This window comes from Photorhabdus sp. RM96S, from assembly GCF_042879335.1.
GTDB classification, from domain to species: domain Bacteria; phylum Pseudomonadota; class Gammaproteobacteria; order Enterobacterales; family Enterobacteriaceae; genus Photorhabdus; species Photorhabdus kayaii.
In genome coordinates this window covers 76,479-93,074 of record NZ_JBHFKT010000005.1, presented here as the reverse complement: position 1 = coordinate 93,074, position 16,596 = coordinate 76,479, and the positions used below count along the sequence as shown (strand labels likewise).

15 protein-coding genes are annotated in these 16,596 nt (G+C 38.6%); 7 read left to right on the top strand and 8 right to left on the bottom strand.

The window, feature by feature from the left end:
• Positions 1 to 11: 11 nt before the first annotated feature.
• The 3 genes from znuA to lpxM all read left to right on the top strand — a co-directional run bounded on the left by znuA (position 12) and on the right by lpxM (position 3,407).
• The gene (gene znuA / locus ACGF49_RS04545; protein WP_387489867.1) at positions 12 to 959 is read left to right on the top strand and encodes a zinc ABC transporter substrate-binding protein ZnuA; all 948 of its coding nucleotides are present in this window, start codon (positions 12 to 14) and stop codon (positions 957 to 959) included.
• A 20-nt stretch (positions 960 to 979) separates the two neighbouring features.
• On the top strand, positions 980 to 2,287 hold the full coding sequence (mepM, locus tag ACGF49_RS04540) for a murein DD-endopeptidase MepM (RefSeq protein WP_387489864.1): 1,308 nt from the start codon (positions 980 to 982) through the stop codon (positions 2,285 to 2,287).
• A gap of 151 nt (positions 2,288 to 2,438) precedes the next feature.
• Positions 2,439 to 3,407: a lauroyl-Kdo(2)-lipid IV(A) myristoyltransferase gene (gene lpxM, locus ACGF49_RS04535; protein ID WP_387489861.1), complete on the top strand. Its 969-nt coding sequence runs from the start codon at positions 2,439 to 2,441 to the stop codon at positions 3,405 to 3,407.
• Between the two features lie 139 nt (positions 3,408 to 3,546).
• Here lpxM and darE read toward each other — a convergent pair whose 3' ends face one another.
• Genes darE through darB form a run of 4 tightly spaced genes read right to left on the bottom strand, consistent with a single transcriptional unit; the run spans position 3,547 to position 9,095 of the window.
• On the bottom strand, positions 3,547 to 4,836 hold the full coding sequence (darE, locus tag ACGF49_RS04530; RefSeq protein ID WP_387489858.1) for a darobactin maturation radical SAM/SPASM protein DarE: 1,290 nt from the start codon (positions 4,834 to 4,836) through the stop codon (positions 3,547 to 3,549).
• Between the two features lie 26 nt (positions 4,837 to 4,862).
• Positions 4,863 to 5,525, bottom strand: a complete 663-nt coding sequence (locus ACGF49_RS04525; protein WP_113040642.1) for an ATP-binding cassette domain-containing protein — start codon at positions 5,523 to 5,525, stop codon at positions 4,863 to 4,865.
• A 1-nt stretch (position 5,526) separates the two neighbouring features.
• Positions 5,527 to 6,780 (bottom strand): darobactin export ABC transporter periplasmic adaptor subunit, encoded by a 1,254-nt coding sequence (darC, locus tag ACGF49_RS04520; protein ID WP_271858967.1) that lies wholly within the window; start codon positions 6,778 to 6,780, stop codon positions 5,527 to 5,529.
• Positions 6,781 to 6,788: 8 nt separating this feature from the next.
• On the bottom strand, positions 6,789 to 9,095 hold the full coding sequence (gene darB / locus ACGF49_RS04515; RefSeq protein WP_387489853.1) for a darobactin export ABC transporter permease subunit: 2,307 nt from the start codon (positions 9,093 to 9,095) through the stop codon (positions 6,789 to 6,791).
• Between darB and ACGF49_RS04510 the strand changes: the two genes are divergently transcribed.
• Positions 9,073 to 9,294, top strand: a complete 222-nt coding sequence (locus ACGF49_RS04510; RefSeq protein ID WP_113040639.1) for a hypothetical protein — start codon at positions 9,073 to 9,075, stop codon at positions 9,292 to 9,294. The two genes, darB and ACGF49_RS04510, sit on opposite strands and share 23 nt — an antisense overlap.
• Positions 9,295 to 9,739: 445 nt before the next feature.
• Here the strand turns inward: ACGF49_RS04510 and darA are convergent, their stop codons facing one another.
• From darA to ACGF49_RS04490, 4 genes are all read right to left on the bottom strand, one after another.
• Complete coding sequence (gene darA / locus ACGF49_RS04505; protein WP_158536455.1) at positions 9,740 to 9,910, bottom strand: darobactin family peptide antibiotic; 171 nt, start codon at positions 9,908 to 9,910, stop codon at positions 9,740 to 9,742.
• A 43-nt stretch (positions 9,911 to 9,953) separates the two neighbouring features.
• A complete protein-coding gene (locus ACGF49_RS04500; RefSeq protein ID WP_158536454.1) occupies positions 9,954 to 10,127 on the bottom strand; it encodes a hypothetical protein in 174 nt (57 codons plus the stop codon).
• Between the two features lie 393 nt (positions 10,128 to 10,520).
• Positions 10,521 to 11,963: a pyruvate kinase gene (gene pyk / locus ACGF49_RS04495; RefSeq protein WP_113040638.1), complete on the bottom strand. Its 1,443-nt coding sequence runs from the start codon at positions 11,961 to 11,963 to the stop codon at positions 10,521 to 10,523.
• Positions 11,964 to 12,637: 674 nt separating this feature from the next.
• Complete coding sequence (locus ACGF49_RS04490; RefSeq protein WP_113040637.1) at positions 12,638 to 13,498, bottom strand: MurR/RpiR family transcriptional regulator; 861 nt, start codon at positions 13,496 to 13,498, stop codon at positions 12,638 to 12,640.
• A gap of 342 nt (positions 13,499 to 13,840) precedes the next feature.
• Here ACGF49_RS04490 and zwf point away from each other — a divergent pair, with 342 nt between their 5' ends.
• The 3 genes from zwf (at position 13,841) to mdtI (ending at position 16,566) form a co-directional block, all read left to right on the top strand.
• Positions 13,841 to 15,316 (top strand): glucose-6-phosphate dehydrogenase, encoded by a 1,476-nt coding sequence (zwf, locus tag ACGF49_RS04485; protein WP_113040636.1) that lies wholly within the window; start codon positions 13,841 to 13,843, stop codon positions 15,314 to 15,316.
• Positions 15,317 to 15,815: 499 nt separating this feature from the next.
• Positions 15,816 to 16,232, top strand: a complete 417-nt coding sequence (gene mdtJ / locus ACGF49_RS04480) for a multidrug/spermidine efflux SMR transporter subunit MdtJ (protein ID WP_112896147.1) — start codon at positions 15,816 to 15,818, stop codon at positions 16,230 to 16,232.
• A gap of 1 nt (position 16,233) precedes the next feature.
• Positions 16,234 to 16,566, top strand: coding sequence for a multidrug/spermidine efflux SMR transporter subunit MdtI (gene mdtI / locus ACGF49_RS04475; protein ID WP_113040635.1), 333 nt, complete (start codon positions 16,234 to 16,236; stop codon positions 16,564 to 16,566).
• Positions 16,567 to 16,596 lie beyond the last annotated feature (30 nt).

Genomic DNA, 16,596 nt, shown 5'->3' with positions numbered 1-16,596 from the left:
ATATTTACATTATGTTACACAAATCATATAAACTAGCGCACAAGTTTCTCTGTAAGACTGCGATTACTGCTGTTTTCATGTCAGGAACGATACAATCGGTTAATGCCGATGTTGTAACATCAATCCGTCCGTTGGGTTTTATTGCTGCGGCAATAACTGAGGGTGTAACTGATACGCAGGTACTGTTACCTGATGGGGCATCACCGCATGATTATGCATTGAAACCGTCTGATCTTAAGAAAGTTAACCAAGCAGATTTAGTTGTGTGGGTTGGACCTGAGATGGAAATCTTTTTGTCTAAACCGTTAGCCAAAGTTCCACAAAATAAACAGTTAGTTTTAGCACAATTGCCAACGATTAGGCCATTATTGCTGAAAAATAATGAAGATTTACCCGAATCGGATCAACATAAACATGAAGATGGTCATGAACATCATTCTCATGGTGAATATAATATGCACATCTGGTTATCACCAGAAATAGCAAAACAGGTCGCACAGGGGATTTATGACCAATTACAAGCGCGTTATCCGCATAAAAAAGCAGCGCTGGACGTAAACCTACGTAAATTCAATACGCAGCTTGCGCAAACTGACAAAAATATTGCTAATATCCTTAAGCCGGTGCGTGGTAAGGGGTATTTTGTTTTTCACGATGCTTATGGCTATTTCGAGCAGCATTATGGCCTGACGCCATTAGGACATTTTACGATTAATCCTGAAATACAACCTGGCGCACAAAAATTACATCATATACGAACACAATTGGTTGAGCAGAAAGCAACCTGCATTTTTGCTGAGCCACAATTCAGGCCGACCGTTATTAATGCTGTGGCGAAGGATACGGGAGTGCGTATGGGCACGTTAGATCCGTTAGGAGGCCGCATCGTATTGGATAAGGACAGCTATATGAAATTTATAACTCAGTTGTCGGAACAGTACGCGGGTTGCCTGAATTAAAGTAATAAGGAATTCAATGAGTGCAACAGATAGTTAAAACTATCGTTCTGGTGTATAAGGAGTTACCGCGACCGCATAAAATTATGTTGGGTTCGCTGACTGTAGCAACATTGGTTGTCACTATGTGGCAACCTATTGCTTATCATCATGAACAAGAAGAAACAACAGTCGGCAGCATCGCCATCAATCTTCCCGTAAATAGTGATGAGATTATTGCAGATAGCAGTGAACAGCTACCGGACGAAGGTATTCCTGATGAAGAGACGAACTCAGAGGTTACGGCTCAAACTCCGCATGAATATATTGTCTCCGACGGTGACACCCTCAGTAATATTCTGACCCAATTTGGTATCGACTCTTCTGATGTAGCGTTACTCGCGAGTCAGCATAAAGCGTTACGGGGACTGAACATTGGTCAGCCATTGTCATGGACAGTCAATGAAGCGGGTGACTTGCAAACGCTGACTTGGGGTATTTCCCGCCGTGAAATGCGCATTTATACCCGTGAAGGCGATCTGTTTAAAGAAACAAAAGAGTTTCAGAAAGGGGAGTGGAAAAACAGCGTCGTCGTTGGCGTTGTTGATAGTAACTTTACCAGCAGTGCTTTAAATGCCGGCTTAACCAGCAGTGAAGCGCGTGAAGTCACTAAAGCACTGCAATGGCAAATTGATTTGCGTAAATTACATGAAGGTGATCGTTTCTCTGTATTGCTGTCCCGTGAAATGTTGGATGGTCACAGTGAACAGAGCCAATTACTGGGTGTTCGCCTAAATAGTGGTGGTAAAGATTATTATGCTATCCGGGCGGAAGATGGGCGTTTTTATGATCGTCAAGGTTCCGGTCTGGAGCGCGGATTTTTGCGTTTTCCAACCACCAAGCAATTTCGGGTATCTTCCCAATTTAATCCTCGGCGTGTGAATCCAGTCACTGGTCGGGTTGCGCCGCATAAAGGTGTGGATTTTGCCATGCCAGTGGGAACACCTGTTTTGGCGGTGGGTGACGGTGAGGTGATTGTCTCCAAATATAATGGAGCAGCAGGTAACTTTATTGCCATTCGCCATGGCCGCCAATATACCACGCGTTATATGCACTTGAGAAAGCTGCTGGTGAAATCAGGGCAGAAGGTAAAACGGGGTGATCGTATTGCGTTGTCCGGTAGCACTGGACGTTCTACGGGCCCACATTTGCATTATGAATTCTGGATCAATCAGCAGGCGGTAAACCCATTAACGGCTAAATTACCGCGTTCTGGAGGTTTGAGTGGTAAAGAACGCACAGAATTCCTGGCAACGATAAAAGAGGTAACGCCTCAGCTTCTGTTAGATTGAGTTTAATTGTTCATTAGTAACAGACTTTAAAGCGGATGATTGATATCATCCGCTGTCGTTTTGTATTGCAGAACAAGATATGTTGACATTTGTTGATATAGATCCCTGTATTAAAATGGCAAATTATCGTTTTGTTTTAAAGAGTTATCTCATGCATAAAGAGACAGATAAAGACAGTAAAGCTGGTTATGTGCCGACATTTCATAAATCTTACCTGCATCCTCGTTACTGGGGATTATGGCTGGGCATTGGTGTGTTGGCCGGGCTGGCTTACCTGCCGGTTAAAGTGCGTGATCCTCTGCTAGCTAAAATAGGCTGGCTAGCGGGTAGGTTTGCGAAAGGAGCACGTCGTAGAGCAAGAATAAATCTGTGTTACTGTATGCCGGAACTCACGGAGCAACAGCGTGAGGCATTGATTGATAAGATGTTTTCTACCGCACCTCAACCTTTTGTTATGTTGGCTGAACTTTGTTTACGTGGTACAAAATCAACGTTAAACCGGACTCATTGGCATGGGGAAGAGATTATTCTTCAACTGAAAGAGCAGGGGAAAAACGTTATTTTCATGGTTCCTCATGGCTGGGCTGTGGATATTCCTGCGATATTGCTGACGGCGGGTGGACAAAAAGCAGCGGCTATGTTTCATCATCAAAAAAACCCAGTATCAGATTATTTGTGGAATAAAGCTCGCAGTCAATTTGGTGGTCGTTTACATTCCCGTGATGCTGGAATTAAACCTTTTATCGCCACTGTTCGCCAGGGTTTCTGGGGATATTATCTGCCTGATCAAGATCATGGTGAGGAGCACAGTGAATTTGTCGATTTCTTTGCAACTTATAAAGCAACGTTACCGGCAATTGGGAGATTGATGAAGGTTTGTCGTGCCGCTATTGTGCCCCTGTTTCCGGTTTATAATTACCGTACCCACCAGCTTGATATTTATATTCGACCACCAATGGATGATATTGATGGCAAAGATGATGCTTTTATTGCTCGTCGGATGAATGAAGAATTAGAACAATTAGTGCGACCAAATCCTGAGCAGTACACCTGGATACTTAAATTGCTTAAGACTCGGAAAGCGGGTGATATTGGGCCGTATAACAGAGAAGATCTGTGATTTTAGTCGCAAAGATGTAAAGTTATTATCACGGTTTGAAAGTTTTTATTGTCCCCCTAATGTTGGATATGGCATCCAATAGTTAGGGGGTATTTTGACGAGGCATTTTATATTTGCACTTAAAATATCAGGATAGCATTTATGCAGCTATGGTTTGTTTTATTGTCTCTAACAAACCTCCGGTTCCACAACATGAGTCATTATAATTCGGATTATGTTTTCTGTTAGTCACTCTATCGTGAGGACATCCACCATTACATAAGTGAAACCATTTACATTGATGCATTTTTTCGTATGATTCCATTTCTTCTTTAAGATGATTCTTATTTGTGTTTGATTTAGCTAATAAATGTCCAAGATCGTTATCGATAATCGAACCATAATTATTTCCCTCGGCGCCAACATATTTGTCACATGCTGATACAGTACCATTAGGTTCCAGAGTGATAATTTCCTGAGAGCAATTACCTGCCCAATAACAATCTGATATTTTCTTTTGAGATGATTTAATACTGTCAATAAATCCATGAAACAGACGAATATTGATTTTATCTTGATAACCATTCCACCAAACACGGAAAACCTTGGAAAGGAAATTAATATAATTATGGTAAGTTATATAACTTCCTCCAGGATTGTCACCGGGTTGACAACGGTTATCTGGAACAATATTCAAAAACTCAATATCCGTTAAACCAATTTTGTAAAAATAAGAGAGCATTTTTTCTATATTTGATTCGTAAACATCTCTATCGACAACAACAAGAGCACCGTAAGGGATGCCATAACTTCTTAATTTCTTCATACCTGCGGCAACTTTATGAGATGTTGGTCTACCTCTATAATCTAATCTCCTGCTATCGTGTATTTCTGGAATACCGTCAACGCTTATACCTACCCCCATCCCGATCCCTTTAAGGAATACCAGCCAATCTTCGGGAATATTGACCGCATTGGTTTGTACAGAATTGGTAATGACTTGATCTGGTTTTTTAAATTGTTCTTGCAACCAGATAAGTTTTTTAAAATAATTAACACTCAATAGAGTTACTTCACCTCCATGCCAGACAAATTCGAACCGCTTTATATTGGGTATAGATAGGAAACGGTGAATAGAGCGCATTAAATTGAAGAATGTTAACGTATTTCCTTTTCCTTCTGCCCAGGAATGGCAATAAGTACATCTTAAATTGCAAAGCCTGGTAGCTTTAACAACAACGACTAGCTTATTGGCATTAATAATTTCAGGGCTAAAGTGTATGCCCATCTCCTCATTATATAAAGCCAATTCATCATCATCTAATATCTTTTCAGCCGGGATTTCGCCGATAATTCTGCAAGCCAACTGTCTGTAATTAATCTTAGGCGATTTCTTGAGAATCGATGATTCATCTGAATCTAAATGTTTTATTGGGATTATTGTGTCCATAAAGAACTCCTTCATGTTATTTATGCTCAAGCAAGTAAATGGCCATCCTTCATGGTTAATGTTCTGTGAGAAAATGCAGCCGCTTCAATGGAATGAGTTACCATAACAATAGTCGTGCCGTTTTCATTCAGATCTTTCAGTGAAGACAAGATATTTTGACCATTTATGCTATCCAGATTTCCCGTTGGCTCATCAGCCAATAAAATAGTGGGATTTGATATCATTGCTCTGGCAATAGCGACACGTTGTTGTTGTCCGCCAGATAATTGTACCGGTTTATGATTTTCTCGGTTTTCTAATCCAAAATGACTTATTGCATCAAATACTTTATTTTTTCTCTGTTTTTTAGAAAAACCTCTATATTTCAATGGTAGTTCTATATTTTCAAATACAGTTAGATTGGGTAATAAATTGAATGATTGAAAAATATAACCAATAAATTCTCGTCTGAATGATATTTTTTCAGAATATTTCATTGTTAAAATATTGCTATTATTCAGTGTGAATTGACCGCTATCGATCGTTTCAAACATGCCAATAACATTGAGTAATGTTGATTTCCCTGATCCAGATGCGCCCATTATGGAGATAAATTCACCTTTATCTATATTGAGATTTATTTCATTCAAAACATTTGTTTGAATAAATTTCGTTTTATATGATTTACAGACATTCATCATGCTAATCATTTTATTCAATCCTTACGGTATCATTATTAACCAATCTATTTTTACCAAAGCTCACTAACGTTTGTCCTTCAGTAACACCATTTTTAATCTCAATATTGGAACCAGTATCCTGCCCGATGGACACTTGAATACGTTGAGCAATTTTTTTATCTGGATAGTAAACAAATACATAGCTCTTATTATCAATAGAAAAGACCATTGATGAGGGGATGGAGAATATTTTTCGATCTTCATTAAGTTTAATGATGACATCAACGGATTGCCCCCGTTTGAAGTTAATGGCTTTCTTATCTTCCAATTCAAATCTAACTTTGAATGTTCCATTATTAACTTCAGATGAAATTAACTTCACAAGCAAAGGTATTTTTCCATTGTTATAGATTAAGCTGGCAGATGAATGGTAGGTTATTTTATTTAAATAATATTCGTTAATCTCTGATTCAAAATAGAAACTTGATAAATCATCCACAATAGCAATTTGATCACCAGGCTTTAAGCGCTGACCTAGAATTAAATCTAATGAACTGATATTACCGGCTATAGGTGATTTTATTGAAAGTTGTTCAAAACCATTTTCAATAATTTCAGAAAGTTTTCGCTGTTTTTCGACAAATTCGTCTATTTCTTTTAATTGCTTTGATATGTCACGATCTTTATCATTTTTCAATTTTTTATAAAATAAATAAACATCGTGCCAGTAATCTCTTTTAATCTTTAAATCAGACAAAGTTTCTTTAGAAACATAATTTTTGTGTACAAGATCATGATATCGTCTTAACTTGTCTTCTACCTCTTTCAACTCTTTATCGGCTTCTAAGAATCTGTTATTGATATCCCTGTAATCAGATTGCAAATTTATTCTGATATTGATCAAATTATTCAATTTATCTGTAACATCCGCTAACATTGCAGAATTATTCAATGTGAAATTAAAATTAGATAATTTAACGATTTCTTCACTCTTTAAAACATCTTGTGATGGTTTTTTCATTATATCGGTAACGATTCCGCCAATCTCTGTTGAGATAGATACACTTTTATTAGGAACAACAACCGCTCTTGTTTTCAGAACATCACTATCTACTTTGCTGCTGACATGAAATTGAGTCACTTCATTTTCATTGACGACAGCCTCTTTGGCTGAAGTGACGTAATAGATAATAAAGGCGATAAATGAAATAAAAGCGATAAAGAAAATGAGAATTAATAATTTCTCCTTATTATGTATTCTTTTTTTTCTAATTTCTATATCCATGATTAATCTCACAAAAATTTAGTAGCAGAGAGTTTTCTATAATTCACCAAATAGGTAGTGATCATGATAATAACGGTGAATATCATTGTAGCAGATAGCGCGAGAGCACTGTATACAAAAGAGTCAGTGTAAATTACGCTATATTCATTGAGTAGATAAACTAAAATTGTTCTTCCCAATAGATATGCTACGAAAATTGATGCGATGATAGGGATGACGCTTTTCGATAAAAAGTGAGTAAGGTTTGTATAAATGGAACCACCAATGGACTCCATTATACTTAATTCTTTTTTCATAGAGTTAAAGTCAGTCATACTGGTAGTAAAACAGGCAATGATTAATAATAGGATGGAAAATATAGCGACAGCCGATGATAATTTTATTACTTTTAAATAGTTATCATAATAAGCATCAAATAAATCACTGGTTAAATCAATTTCATTTTTATCAAAACCCTGTTCTGATAATTTTTTGAGTACCGGAGCAAGGTGACTAATATCATTTAGATTCAGCGAGGCATATTTGCTGTGATCTTTTTTTATGAAAACAATGATGGGTCTAAAAGGTTCATCTACCGCGCCTAAATTAAAATCATCTATAATCTGAATAAATCTAATTTGGATCTTTTTATCCTCCATTATGTACCAATAGTAATTATTAAAAATATCATCGTATTGAGTGATGACATTCTGTTTTAAAAATTCTTTTGTGACTAATGCATTGACTATATTGGCATTATCACTTTGATATACTCGATTATTTCCGCCGGCTAAGATTTTCATTTTCCATACATTAGTAAAATTCTCGTCCGCGGTAATAACATTAGACGAAATATAGTTATTCTTGTTTTGTTGGCCGGAATAGTAAACAGTGATATTTTCCCTTGACATGTCAAATGGTCGCCAGTTACTTAGGGTTATGTTTGATGTATTGTATTGGTTGATAAGATTATAGCTTAATTCATTAATCGCTAATTTCTTGCTATTATCGTTATTAATTGCTACCGATATTGTCTTGGTATTATCATACGGCGTATGTAAATCAACAAGGTGAATATATTGATTTGCTAATCCAGTGACTAAATAAATAGACACTCCAGAAACAAGTAATTGAATAGCTAATGATGATTTTCTAAACCAAGAGGCAAGTGTTGATTCATATCTCATATCCATTTTTCTATTTCTTTGATAAATATAGAAACGTAATGAGAATGAAAAATGTATTGATGAAATAAAAATAAAAGTGATAAAAATAGAGAATATCCCCAGATATATTAAACTCTTTATTTCTAATAGGGAAAATATATTTTTGATATAATGTGATGTATTGAATGTTGTGATAATAAGCAATAAGAATATAAGGGTAGAGAATATGATTCTTATCAGCATAGAAGGTAATGAATCTTTTATAATATTGAAAGTTGAAGCACCTAATGCTTTCTTTAACTGATAGATATCCCTTTTTTCTGCTGAATCCGCAGAAGTTAAATTATAGTAGTTGGTGAGTGCCGAAAATAAGATAAACGCGAATGCAATATATGAACTATAGATTATTTCCTTTGATAAACCAATAGATATTTCATCAGGTAATCCATCTTGATAATGCATATCTTTTAATTTTTTTAGTGATAGATGAATAAATTCACTGGCAGTAAATGGCGCGCCTGGAAGATTGGGCGCTTTGGTTTCAATAATATGCTTGAGTAGTGCATTGAGATTAGATATTGCCTTTTCATTAGCAAATTTTATAAAAACATAAGCCTGGGTATCATACCAATTGAATAGTTCTTTATTGTAATCTTTAATCAGCGTTGGTTTAAATGCAATAATAGCTTGAATATTAAGGCTGGAATCGCGACGTCTTTCTAAAATATCTTTGATGATATAGGTTTCATTGTTTAAAACGAGGGATTTTCCTTTGGGCTTTTCTAAGCCGAGATAGTGGTTATTGAACTCTTCTGTGATATAAATCTCATTTGCTCCCAGAGAGGTATCCACTTTCTTAAAGGGAGATAGGGTATTCAGGAATTCATCATTTACCGCAAACACTGGAACTTTAGTGATCTTTTTTCCCTTTAATTCAATAGTCGTATTAAGTTTAAAAAAGTAGTTTACGTGGCTTATTCTCTCATCTTTTCTCAGTTCGTCTATGAGTGGCAAGGGTGATTTTGCTGATCTGACTTTTTCTCCGTTAGGTAAATTAAAGGTCGTTTCTACCCGGTAAAAACTGCTATTGTTTTGATAGTCGTTATCGACCTGCATATCTGAATAGAAGGCGGTGGAGAGTAAATAAATGGCTAATATCGCTATTGACACTGAGAGTATCGATACTGAAATATTGAAACGCTTCATGGATTTTGAGATGTTAATAGCGTTCATTTGTGGCTACTATTCCTTATTGTATATACCCGTCATCTTTCAAGTTGCCTCTTTGTTGGCTACACTCACTCACCCCGGTCACATCGTTATCTATGCTCCCGGGGATTCGCTCCCTTGCCGTCTCGATCCATCTTGAAATCTATAGGGTATAGGGACAAGTTTTAATATAAATGTTGAGGTACCGTGTTTAGATACCGATATCCTTGCCTTTGAGTATTCCACATAACTTACATGAAGATCCAATTAAAGTGTTTTTTTCTGTCAATATGTGTTTTTTCTCATATTTTTACACTTTTGAGTTACTGAAATCTATTATATTTATATGTAGAGATGAAAAAATTTAATCCAATGAGTATATTGTCTCTTTTCGAAAAAGACAAAATTTTCTTCGGAGGTGAAATCAGTTATCTATATTGTTAAAATTATTATATTCACATAATGAAATTATTTAGGGTAATCCCAAAAAATTCATACGATTACCCTATGGTCAAGGTTCAAAAAATTTTTAATTGAACGGATGCAGTATTTATCCTAATAGGTATTTTTTTTCAGGAAAATAAAATAACCTGATAGGATAGGTTTTAAATCTCTTGGAAGCTCTTTGACCAGTTCCAGGCGGTGATCTCAGGGACCTTTGGTTTACTGCTTAATTCTTTCAGTGCTTTTTCAGTAATTGAGAGTTCGGTCTCTTTGAATGATGCAGCAAGGGAATTTAGTGCTTCTTGAGTTTTATAGGTTGAGGTATTATGCATGATAATCTCCACTTTATTTTTAGATGGTTAATTAGTTAACCTGCTATTTCCTTCTAATAGAGATATACCCGTTATCTTTCAAATTGCCTCTTTGTTGGCTGCACTCATTCACCCCGGTCACATCGTTATCTATGCTCCCGGGGATTCGCTCCCTTGCCGTCGCGATCCATCTTGAAATCCATTGGGTATATATTATTAGGAAATATTGTATTTCCATATGGAAAATGCTGATATCAGTATTTAATTAATAGTACTATATTAAATGATTGTCAATATTCTTTGTTGTTTTTTATGACATCATTTGGCAGAGGTAAGTCCCGATTTTTGGTATGTCGGACAGCTATGACTTTAATAAAATAGAAATTTTTGGCAATGAGAATTTATTTAACTTATTCTTATTGCTATGTTTAAGGTGAATATTTTAAGAATAAATTTAACATCATATTTTTATAATATCTAATTGAAATATTTCCATAATAAAACATTAGAGAAGATTAAAATTATTCTTTTGAGGTAAAGGATTTATACCCTATGGATTTCAAATAAAAGTGCGCCAGTTTTCTGATTCTAACCTGATTGTCGAAAACTTGGCGCTAAATGTAATAAAGTTTTATTCCACTTCAAGAATACGGCAGGTATTAGTACTGCCAATTGTTCCCATCTGATCACCCTGAGTAACCAGAACAAGGTCGCCGGAAACCAAATAACCTTTATCACGCAGACGATTAACTGCTTCATTGGCTGCTGTTATACCGTCAGTATGACTGCTGCAATAAACGGGTGTTACACCACGGTAAAGAGCCGTTTGGTTTAAGGTTTTTTCATGACGAGACATAGAGAATATGGGGAGACCAGAACTAATGCGAGACATGATACGAGTGGTGCGACCTGATTCGGTCATTGCAATAATGGCTTTAACCCCATTTAGGTGGTTTGCTGCGTACATGGTAGACATCGCAATGGCTTCTTCGATACTGTCAAAAATTGTGTCTAGCCGATGTTTCGATACGTTGAGTCCGGGCATTTTTTCTGCTCCGAGACAGACTCGCGCCATTGCGGCAACCGTTTCGGCAGGGTATTGGCCCGCAGCGGTTTCAGCGGAGAGCATCACGGCGTCAGTGCCGTCAAGAACGGCGTTTGCCACATCCATCACTTCTGCACGGGTAGGCATTGGGTTGGTGATCATCGATTCCATCATCTGGGTCGCGGTAATCACTACACGATTCAGTTGGCGGGCCCGGCGAATGAGTTTTTTCTGAACACCAACCAACTCTGGATCACCGATTTCTACGCCAAGGTCACCACGGGCGACCATGACGACATCAGAAGCCAGAATGATTTCATCAATGGTTTTATCGCTGCTAACGGCCTCTGCGCGTTCAACTTTTGCCACGATCTGCGTTTCACAGCCCGCGTCTCGCGCCAGGCGGCGAGCATAGTTAAGATCTTCACCGGTGCGGGGGAAAGAGATAGCAAGGTAATCAACGCCAATTCTGGCCGCCGTAATAATGTCTTCTTTATCTTTTTCGGTCAGGGCTTCAGCGGATAATCCACCGCCCAGTTTGTTGATGCCCTTATTGTTGGATAGCGGGCCACCCACTGTCACTTCAGTGAATACTTTCATGCCCTGAACTGTTAATACTTTCAGTTGAACACGGCCATCATCCAGCAACAAAATGTCACCCGGTACAACATCCGTGGGTAATCCTTTGTAATCGATACCGACTTTCTCCTTATCGCCTTCGCCTTTACCAAGATTGGCATCAAGCAGAAATTTATCTCCGACATTCAGGAAAATTTTGCCCTCTTTAAACGTTGATACGCGAATTTTAGGTCCTTGAAGATCGCCAAGAATGGCAACATGGCACCCCAGGCGGGCTGCGATCTCGCGGATTTTGTTGGCGCGCTGGAGATGATCTTCGGCGGTACCGTGGGAAAAGTTAAGGCGGACTACGTTTGCACCCGCAGCAATAATCTTTTCAAGATTATTATCGCGGTCGGTAGCCGGGCCAAGTGTAGTAACAATCTTCGTTCTTCTGAGCCGTCTGGACATATTTTACTCCGTTGACCTGTGAGTATGGGTATTTGTGATATAAAAATAATCAATAATCTATTAATTATCCTATAAAACGAGTAAAAAAACCTCTTCGGCAATCCAACTATCAAGGCTGTTTATAGATTACTTTTGTGGTTTACCTCTGTGGCAAGGCCGTAAGCGACTATCGTGGGGCTTTTTGTGACTCGTATCAACACATCCTGATATGACCGTTGCCGCATTTCTATCCTATCACGATTTGTTCCCGGTTTATCGATAATCTAATAGTGTCTTGGAAGTTCTGGCAATGATGGAAAGTGGTAGTCACATTTACTGAAATCTGGCAATACTTGGAATTGGAAGAGGGGAAACTCCAGGATGGGTATGTTGTAAAGTATAAATGACAAGTCAAAAATCGTCGATTTCACAATAAATTTCATCTAAATTATTCATGCCTGAGGTTCTCCATGATCGTGTTTTCTTTATCAAAAACTTTAATCGTGCCTCAGGCACTTAGTTCCCTTCTTAAGCGAAGCTCAGGTTAACTAAATAACATAGGATTTTCTTGATATAATTATGTAATTTCTCGCTTCACTTGGCTAGTGAAGATTATTTATCAATGCTCAATGGGCTATAAACGATCGCTGACTACGCAATTATTGCGAGTCAGCCTAATAGAGAGAGGACTATTTTCAGGTCGGGGGAAAGTCAATTTTATCAAAGCGTGAATTTCGTAGCGCTTCTTTGACTCTTTTCAAGTTATCTCTGAATTTTGAACCACGGCGCAGGGTAAAACCCGTAGCTAAAACATCAATAACAGTTAATTGAGCGATTCTTGAGACCATTGGCATATAAATATCTGTATCTTCCGGGACGTCCAGAAGAATGGCGAGCGTTGCTTCGTGGGCGAGGGGAGAATCTTGGGAGGTAATTGCGATAACTGTCGCATCATTTTCTCGCGCAAGTTGTGCTGCTTCAACCAAACTTTTAGTTCTGCCGGTATGGGAGATGAGTACGACGACATCACCTTCGGCACTGTTAATACAGCTCATCCGTTGCATCACAATGTCATCAAAATAGATAACGGGAATATTGAACCGGAAAAATTTATTCATTGCGTCATGGGCGACGGCCGCAGAAGCCCCCAAGCCAAAAAATGAGATTTTCCGGGCTTGAGTCAGTAAATCAACAGCTCGGTTAATGGCTGTAATATCCAAATTGTTTTTGACGGTATCCAGAGTTGCCATTACCGATTCAAATATCTTATTGGTGTAGGCACTAACTGTATCGCTCTCTTCAACATTGCGATTTACATAAGGCGTACCATTGGCAAGACTTTGGGCTAGATGGAGTTTGAAATCGGGAAAACCTTTAGTATCCAGACGGCGGCAAAAACGGTTAACCGTGGGTTCACTGACTTCTGCCATTTTTGCCAGTGTTGCGATACTGGCATGAATCGCAGTTTGTGGTGAAGCCAGGATTGTCTGCGCCACTTTTTTTTCTGACTTACTCAAAAATTCGATACTGTTTTGGACCCGTTCCAGTGTATTCATAAAACGCAGTTACCTGTGGTTTTGACGATTTCATTCAGAGAAGAAATCTATATAAATTTTATGAAAATATACTATTAGCAAATTGAAGCTGGCAGTAGGAAGTTACAATAATTTAATGTTTTTCATAAAAGTATGACAAGTGTCTAACTTTCACATTGGTAATTATCTTTCATAAACGTTGCAAAATTACATAAATTTATCACATCTTTATCATAGATAAAACACATTGTTAACATAAGGTGATGGTTATTCGTTATCGCTGTTTACGCGCCATGGTCAAAAGAGTACATTACTGGTTAATGCTGTAACAAAATTACAATATCCCGCAACGAGGAGAGACATATGGCGGTTACTTCTACAGCTCAGGCTTGTGATTTAGTCATTTTTGGCGCTAAAGGGGATTTGGCACGCCGGAAATTATTGCCTTCCCTTTATCAGCTTGAGAAAGCGGGTTATATTCACCCAGAAACCCGGATTATTGGTGTTGGCCGGGCTGATTGGGATAAAACAGCTTATACCAAGGTTGTTGAAGAAGCTTTAAATACATTCTTGCCAGAAAAATTAGATTCAGAATTATGGAAGACATTGAGTGAGCGTTTGGCGTTCTGCAATCTGGATGTTAATCAAAGGGAAGACTTTGCCAAATTGAAGGCAATTCTTAAGCAGGAGAATCGGCCTGCAATCCATTATTTTGCGATGCCACCAAGTACTTTTGGTTCGGTTTGTCACGGGTTGGGCCTTGCAGGGCTAAATAAAGAGCCAAATCGAGTTGTGATGGAAAAGCCTTTAGGGGTCGATCTTGAATCATCCAAAGCCATTAATGATGAAGTGGCAAAATATTTCAATGAGCGTCAGGTTTATCGCATTGATCATTATCTGGGTAAAGAAACCGTATTGAATCTGTTGGCGCTGCGGTTTGCCAATTCCCTGTTTGTGAATAATTGGGATAACCGGACAATTGATCATGTACAAATTACGGTAGCTGAAGAAGTCGGTATTGAAGGCCGTTGGGGTTATTTTGACCAAGCCGGACAGATGCGCGATATGATTCAGAATCACCTGTTGCAAATATTGACCATGATTGCTATGTCTCCTCCGGCAGATCTGACGACAGACCGTATCCGTGATGAAAAAGTAAAAGTATTGCGTTCTCTGCGCCGTATTGATCACACGAATGTGCGGGAGAAGACGGTACGAGGTCAATACACTGCCGGTTTTGTTCAGGGGCATAAGGTACCTGGGTATCTGGAAGAAGAGGGGGCGAACCAGTCCAGCCGGACGGAAACTTTTGTCTCTATCCGTGTCGATATTGATGACTGGCGTTGGGCCGGGGTTCCTTTCTATCTGAGAACCGGTAAACGTCTACCAACGAAATGTTCTGAGGTGGTAGTTTATTTTAAAAAGCCCGCGCTGAATTTGTTCTCTGAATCTTATCAACAACTACCGCAGAACAAGCTAACGATTCGTCTGCAACCGGATGAAGGTATTGATATTGAAGTGCTGAACAAAGCCCCAGGACTGGAACACAAGCATCGCCTGCAAACCACTAAGCTGGATCTGAGTTTTTCTGAAACGTTTAACCATATTCCATTGGCGGATGCTTATGAGAGGTTACTGCTGGAGGCTATGCGGGGTATTCAGGCGCTATTCGTTCGTCGTGATGAAGTGGAAGAAGCGTGGAAATGGGTTGATTCTATTATGAATGCATGGGCGGCGGATAATGATGCGCCTAAGCCTTATCAGGCGGGAACGTGGGGGCCGGTTGCTTCTGTTGCTATGATCACCCGCGATGGTCGTTCGTGGAATGAATTTGAATAATTGACAAACCTTTCTGTTGAAGCTCAAGCCGCGCTATAAGCGGCTTGGGTTATATCGTGAAGGTATCAGCTTATATTAGTATCAATTCTGTTTTTCTATTCAACGTTGTTTATCAGATAAAAAAATAAATGAGATTTGGTGGTTGCTTTCTATTATCTTATATGGTAGAAGTACTAAGAAAATTAACACTATTTATTTATGAGGATTCTTAGTATATCGCGCAGAATATCGGTGCGATGAAGGAATGAAATATCATGAACAGCGCCAAAAGCGTCAAGTTTCAAAGTTCCACTCACATGCTTTTCCTTTCTGCCATTTTATCCAGTGAGCATTACTGGTGCAGTTCATTATAGCGTCTGACTCCTGTTAACCGGTTTTCAACCGGTATTTCTGTTTCGTCAAAAACGCAGGTTATTATTTCTCATCTTATATATGGGTGGGTTTAGGTTATTTATAGCTGCGTCTTGACGTGCGTATTTGCGTGGTCGGGAGAAAGAAAATGATTTATTGGTTGTTCCTTGCAATGGCAATTATTACCGAAGTTATCGGTACCTTATCGATGAAACATGCCAGCGTTTCCGGTGGTGTAGTTGGCATGGCCGTTATGTACATCATGATCGCCACATCCTATATCTTGTTGGCAATGGCGGTGAAAAAAGTGGCACTGGGCGTTGCGTATGCTTTGTGGGAAGGGGTTGGTATTCTATTTATTACTGTTTTTAGTGTCATGTGGTTTGATGAATCACTGTCATTGATGAAAGTAGGGGGATTGGTTCTGCTGATAACAGGGATTATGTTGATTAAATCTGGTACTAGAAAAGCCGCAGTCAAAAAATCGGCAGAGGTAGTGAAGCAGATGGCAAATAAGGCTGTCAGTGTCGCAACAACCAAAAACGGTAAAATAAAGGAGGCATAACATGTTGCAACAATTTGAATGGTGGCATGCGGCGTTCTTATTCCTTGCTATAGCGTTGGATATTTTAGCGAATATTTTACTGAAAATTTCTGATGGTTTTAGACGTCCTTGGATGGGTATTCTTTCGCTTATTACTGTTCTTGGGGCGTTCAGTGCGCTTGCTCAGGCAGTGAAGGGAATTGAGCTTTCCGTTGCTTATGCCTTATGGGGTGCTTTCGGTATTATCGCGACAGTTGCTGCTGGCTGGATTATGTTTAATCAGCGTTTGAATTGTAAAGGTTGGGGTGGAATTGCCTTGTTGCTGTTGGGTGTAATGATGATCAAGATGGCTTAAGCCATATTAATTTTTAAAGTCAGGACAAAG